The 5,871-nt window shown below is 48.2% G+C and carries 4 protein-coding genes; all 4 read right to left on the bottom strand.

What is annotated here, in order from left to right; genetic code table 11:
- Positions 1–31: 31 nt before the first annotated feature.
- Entirely contained in the window at positions 32–811 is a 780-nt protein-coding gene (locus ACI31J_RS07105; protein ID WP_439773727.1) for a LysM peptidoglycan-binding domain-containing protein, read from the bottom strand.
- A gap of 357 nt (positions 812–1,168) precedes the next feature.
- The gene (locus tag ACI31J_RS07100) at positions 1,169–2,113 is read right to left on the bottom strand and encodes a SufD family Fe-S cluster assembly protein (protein WP_439773726.1); all 945 of its coding nucleotides are present in this window, start codon (positions 2,111–2,113) and stop codon (positions 1,169–1,171) included.
- A gap of 10 nt (positions 2,114–2,123) precedes the next feature.
- Positions 2,124–2,711 (bottom strand): anaerobic ribonucleoside-triphosphate reductase activating protein, encoded by a 588-nt coding sequence (gene nrdG, locus ACI31J_RS07095; protein ID WP_439773725.1) that lies wholly within the window; start codon positions 2,709–2,711, stop codon positions 2,124–2,126.
- 53 nt (positions 2,712–2,764) lie between these two features.
- Entirely contained in the window at positions 2,765–4,999 is a 2,235-nt protein-coding gene (gene nrdD / locus ACI31J_RS07090; protein WP_439773724.1) for an anaerobic ribonucleoside-triphosphate reductase, read from the bottom strand.
- Positions 5,000–5,871 lie beyond the last annotated feature (872 nt).

Here is a 5,871-nt window from a genome sequence, read left to right as displayed (position 1 = left end):
GATCCTCGAAATTTAATGATTAAAGTTGATTTTAGTACCAACCATGTGATTGCCAGAAGGCCTGGGCAGCAGACCAAGAACCGTAACGACTGGCAACGTATTGATCAGCAACCCGTTCCTGGTTAGCAGCGGAGTAGTCACCGTTCAGGTAAGATGCGGAAAGTTGGTACTTACCAACGTATTGACCATTGGTAGCAGTGTAGCTACCACCAGATTCACGAGCGGCAATCCAAGCCTTAGCGGCAGCATCGTTGCCAGATACACTGGAACTGTAGCTAGTAGTATTAGTATTAGTGTTAGTTGCGGCAGCGGTTTGTGCTTGGGTAGCTGCCGTGTAAGTGTAGGTTGGTTGAGCTGAAGCAGCAGCTTGTGATGATTGCGTAGTAGTAGCTACTGCTTGGTCGGCTGCTTGACTAGTAGCACTAGTAGCTTGGCTAGCAGTGTCAGTTGCCTGACTAGCAGCGCTTTGGGTAGCAGCGGAAGTGTCAGCAGCAGATGCGGATGCTGGAGTTGCACTTGGCAGGGTAGCAACTTGGGCTTGGGTAGCCGGAGCAACTTCACCGTTGTCCTTAATGACCAGCTTTTGACCAACGTAGATCAGATCCTTGTTGGCAATTTGGTTAGTAGAAGCCAGCGTATCAACGAAGCTCAAGTCATGGCCAAACTTGTAGGAGATTCCTGATAAAGTATCACCACTTTGCACCGTGTAAATTGAGTCAGCGTTGGCAGTAGTAGCAGTTGCAATGGTTCCCAGCGCAACGGCACCAGCGACAGCGGCAGTAATTTTAGCGATGTTCTTAGATAACTTCATAGAGATTCAATCCCATCCTTTTTTAGTTCTATTTGTTTTAATTTTTTTATTATCTTAGTTAGGTTGTTGATTGCTCATATCAATCAACGGTTTATACTATACACCACGTAAATTACAGGCGAGTTACTCAGGAATAACAAATTCCCAAATTAACGTAATAACTTGTAACAATTCTCGTAATATTCACTGACGTTTTAGCGGTAATCGTCGTCATGGCGGGCTTTCAACTTAACGGCTATTTGTCTATATATTTGTAATATAAGCAACAAAAAAGAAGTCAATTTAACTCTTTAAATGGTTAAATTGGCTTCCTTTTTCACGAAAATTGCTCTTTTTGTAATAAATCCGTAACATACTTTAGGCATGCGCTAACTTATTTTTTAGCCAGCTGGCGGCCGGAAGCTGGTCAAAAAGGGAGTCTTCAGGAGTCAGGCGCTGCACCTTTTCCTTGATATCCAGCGGTTCACCAGAGCCTGTCTTGAGCTGGTCGAATTGAAGGTCTGCCAGCGTCGCTGATTGGCCCCATACATACAAGCGGCCAGTGGTCCCCTGCCCATAGCCGTCAAGCACGGGGCGAAGTTTTTGGCGAGTTCCCGCCGCCCCCCTTATGACAACGTCAGCTCGCCAGCTTGTCTGGCGACCATCCAGGAAGCTGTACAGACTGGTGGAAACATCAGTCGCACTGTCCTGCCCGTACGCGAGCTGGACCCGTGACCCCTGCGCCTGGTAAACGTGGACGGCCTGCAGGGCTCGTTCACCCTCAAAACGATTAGCTTGCCGGTAGGTCACCACGGCTCCGGCCCCAACCAGGAGCTCGCTGCCGGCATACACCGCTCCTAGATTTGTCATTTGCGCGGTTTCCTGGATCGTTACCCGACTGCCAGCCCCCACAATAATCACATTGTGGGGGTTTTCCCCGACCAGAGTCGGCGCTAATTCGATCGGGACCGTCACCGTCGTCTGATCCGGCACATAAATGAACTGCCCGCCATCGATCCTGGATAGGTGCGCAGCGTTCAGCTGACCATCCTGCCAGGAGATTGCCTTCTCCATCAAGTTTTCCTGTAATATCTCAGAGTATTCAGTAACTGCTTGACTGAGTGGTCGAGCGATATAATCACCGTTGTGGTTGATTAATCCCGTTGACTCGCCTGATTGATACCGTTCACCTTCCCAGGCGCCTAGCCACTCGTCCTGACCATCCTGCTTAGGAAAACGGGCCTGCAGAATGGTTGCCAGTTGGCGCTTTTTTTGCAACCAGCCAGGTTCTTGTTGCCAAATCGCACTATCTAATCCTGCCATGATCGTCTCCTTAATGAACAAGCTTGTCCCAGATGACGACCTTACCGGCGGCCAGGGATTTAGGAACATCGATAATCCGCTGGTTAGAGCTTCCCCGGAACTGAAGGGTCAGGTCTTTCTTGGCTAGTAAGAAACGACCGTCGACCAAGATATCCAGGTTGTGCAACAGCTCCAGTTTATCTGCCGACTCTTTTTGTAGCTCTTCCCAGGTATAGCCGGACCAGCTCCAGATGTCTTTACTGTGACCAAATTCCTTACGCAAACGGTGCACCAGCTTCAAACATACCTGGGTGTTTAAGAAGGGTTCCCCGCCCAGCAGCGTCAAACCTTGGACGTAGCTTTGAGAGAGATCTTCCATGATCTGGTCTTCCAGTTCCTGAGTGTAGGGCTGGCCATAGTGAAAATTCTGCGCCGCCTTATTGTAGCAGCCGGGGCAGTTAAAAAGGCAGCCGCTGACGTAGATACTGCACCGGACCCCCTCCCCGTCAACAAAGTTAAAGGGCTTGTAATCCGCAATGTATTGCAGGGAATGATCCTTCGCCAGCCATTCCTTGGGTTGCGGATTCTTAGGCAATCGGGTTGCTTGTTCTTTTGGCATTTCTCTTCCTCCTATATAAAAAGGGACCGCCGTGGTGACGGTCCCTCTCATCATTAAATTTGGTCACCGGTAATGTTGGCGTGCGCCTTAGCATCCAGCTGCCGGTTCTTCTCGAATTCCGCCGCATTGGCGATCATCCCGGGATTCATGTGCTTAACCCGGTGAATGATTTCCTCATGCCGACCGTGAACCATTGGCCGCTGTTGGGGATTGCCGAGGTAGCCGCAGGTCCGCTTGACGACATCACAGGTGGCTGGATCATGGTTGCCGCATTGTGGGCACTTGAAGCCCTGTGCAGTGGCCTCAAATTCACCCTTGAAGCCGCACTTGAAGCACTGGTCAATGGCGGTATTAGTGCCGAGGTAACCAACGTGATCATAAGCCCAGTCCCAAACCGCCTCTAAGGCCTTCGGGTTTTGCCGCAGGTTCGGGTACTCACAGTAGTGAATAAACCCACCGGCTGCCTGGTAAGGGAAGTCCTCTTCAAAGGAGAGCTTCTCAAACGGGGTTGGGTGCTTACGAACATCATAGTGGAAACTGTTCGTGTAGTATTCCTTGTCCGTGATGTTTTCAATCCGGCCAAACTTCTTGATATCATCTTGGCAGAAGGTATCCGTTAGTGATTCTGCTGGCGTGGAGTAGAGACTGAAGTGGTAGCCTTCCTCGTCTTCCCATTTGGCACAGAGATCATGCATGGCTTTGGTGATTGAAACGGCAAAATCATGCGCTTCCTTATTGTGTTCCCAGTTTGGTCCGTAAAAGGTCGTGCAGACCTCGTAAAGACCGATGTAACCAAGGGAAACCGTGGCCCGACTATTCTTGAAGACTTCATCAACGCTGTCGGTCTTCTTCAGCCGCTTGCCGAATGCCCCATACATGTAAAGCAACGGTGCATTCTCCGGCTTAGCTTCCTTGGTCCGCTTGATCCGGTAATCCAGGGCGATCTTGCAGATGTGCATCTTTTCCTTGAAGATCTGCCAGAAAAGCTGCTTGTCACCGTGGGCTTCCAGGGCAATCCGTGGCAGGTTGACGGTCACTACCCCCAGGTTCATCCGGCCAGAATTAACCTCCTTGCCGGTTTCAGGGTCTGTCCAGCCTTGCAGGAAGGAACGGCAACCCATTGGGGTCTTGAAGCTCCCCGTGATCTCCTTGATCTTGTCATACATCAAAAGATCGGGGTACATCCGCTTAGTGGAACATTCCAGGGCTAATTGCTTGATATCATAGTTTGGATCACCAGGGTCGAGGTTCAGCCCCCGCTTGAGGGTAAAGATCAACTTAGGGAAGATCGCGGTCCGGTGTTCCTTTCCCAGTCCCTTGATCCGGATCTGGAGAATTGCCCGTTGGATCTCCCGGGCAATCCAGCTGGTTCCCAAGCCGAAGTTAATGGTCGTGAACGGAGTTTGTCCCTGGCTGGAGTACAGCGTGTTGATCTCATATTCCAGCGCCTGCATGGCATCATAGATATCCTTCTTGGTCTTGGCCCGGGCAAAGTCTTCACGCTTGTCCGGAGCAATCCACTTCTCGGCATCCTTCATGTGCTTCTCGTAATTCAGCTTGGCGTAGGGTTCCAGCAATTGATCAATCCGGTTAGCTGAACAGCCACCATACTGCAGGGAAGCAACGTTGGCGATGATCTGTGACATCTGGGCCGTAGCGGTCTGAATTGAACGCGGTGAGGAGACCCAAGCGTTACCGATCTTGAAACCGTGCTTGAACATTTCGTCAAAGTCAATCAAACAGCAGTTGGTTTCTGGGGTAACTGGTGAGTAGTCCAGATCGTGCCAATGAATGTCACCACGCAGGTGCGCTTTGGCAACGATGCCAGGAAGCATCCGCAACCCCAAGGCCCGGCTAACGACCCCGGCCTCAAGGTCCCGCTGAGTGTTGAAGACCTTGCTATCCTTGTTGGCATTCTCGTGCACAACCCGTGAATTCCGGTCGAAGAGTTGTTCCAGCTTGTGCTGCGGATTCGTTGCTTCAGCAAAAGCTTCCGCATCACGTTGCCGGTAGTCTTGATAAATCTTAGCCAGCTCCGGGTGACCAGCTTTCTTAAGGCCCGCTACAAACAAGTCCGCAATCCGGGAAGCCTCGACTGAAGACTCGTTGCTCAATGCATCAAAGATGGTCAAGGCAACTGTCTGCCGTGTTGTTTCATCAGCATGCAGTTCCTTTAATACCAGCTCAAGCTTGTAAGCATAAAAATCAGTTACTGTTCCATCACGTTTAACAACCTTTAAGTCGGTCAGGTTATTTAAGTCTTTTTCATTAATTATTTGTACCTTCATACAAATTCCACCTCTCAAGTTAACGGTGCCTATCATAGCGCAAAATACTATCCATAGAAAGTATTGACATTTTGAACACTATATGTAGTGGGAAATTCACCAATATATTTATTCAACGATCTGGGAATCTGAAAAGGCTTTTTTCGCAAACGACAAAATTTTTGAAGCTTGCTATCATTGCATTTCAGTTCTTTATTCGGCTATTTGCTATTATTCATCAAGAGTCATTCCTTATCAAGGGATAAAATTTATTTCTTTAAATAACGTATGATAATTTGATCATATTTACTTGTAACCAATGAGAACTGCTTATTTTGGTTATTAATGAACAGTACAAATACCGTGGCTACATAAACTTGCTAACGTATTTGTCCTAACCTTGACACGTTGTTATTGAGTAATGGAGTAGTATTTACATAATTAGTAGGCGTCTGGCCATAATAATACATAACTGTTGAACACCAGGATCTGGTAGATGGAATTAGCTTAAAAGAACTAGATTTCTGATATCAAAGTGTTCTGGTTCGTGCCAATCAATGAGCATAGCACACTACATTTAAACTATTTTAGTTGCCAAAATACTAGCAGCTGAATGCGGTGAGAAGGCCAGTTTATTGACCGACGTTGGATCATTTCTGAAAACTGGCGCAATAATACTTTTCTCCATATAAAAGGCCTTCTATTAATATAGGGGTAGAGACCATACCTAGACGTATTGAATATGGATTGCTTACTCTTGATGTATAAAAAAGAAGCTCAACGCTTACAATCGCAAGCGTTGAGCAACTCTTTAGTTTAGCTGAATGTTTGAAAAAGAATGCCTCCGGTGGGGGTCGAACCCACACTCCCTCAACGGGAACTGGATTTTGAGT

It is taken from the genome of Limosilactobacillus sp. (genome assembly GCF_051873075.1).
Taxonomy (GTDB): domain Bacteria; phylum Bacillota; class Bacilli; order Lactobacillales; family Lactobacillaceae; genus Limosilactobacillus.
This window is presented reverse-complemented; position numbering and strand designations above follow the sequence as displayed.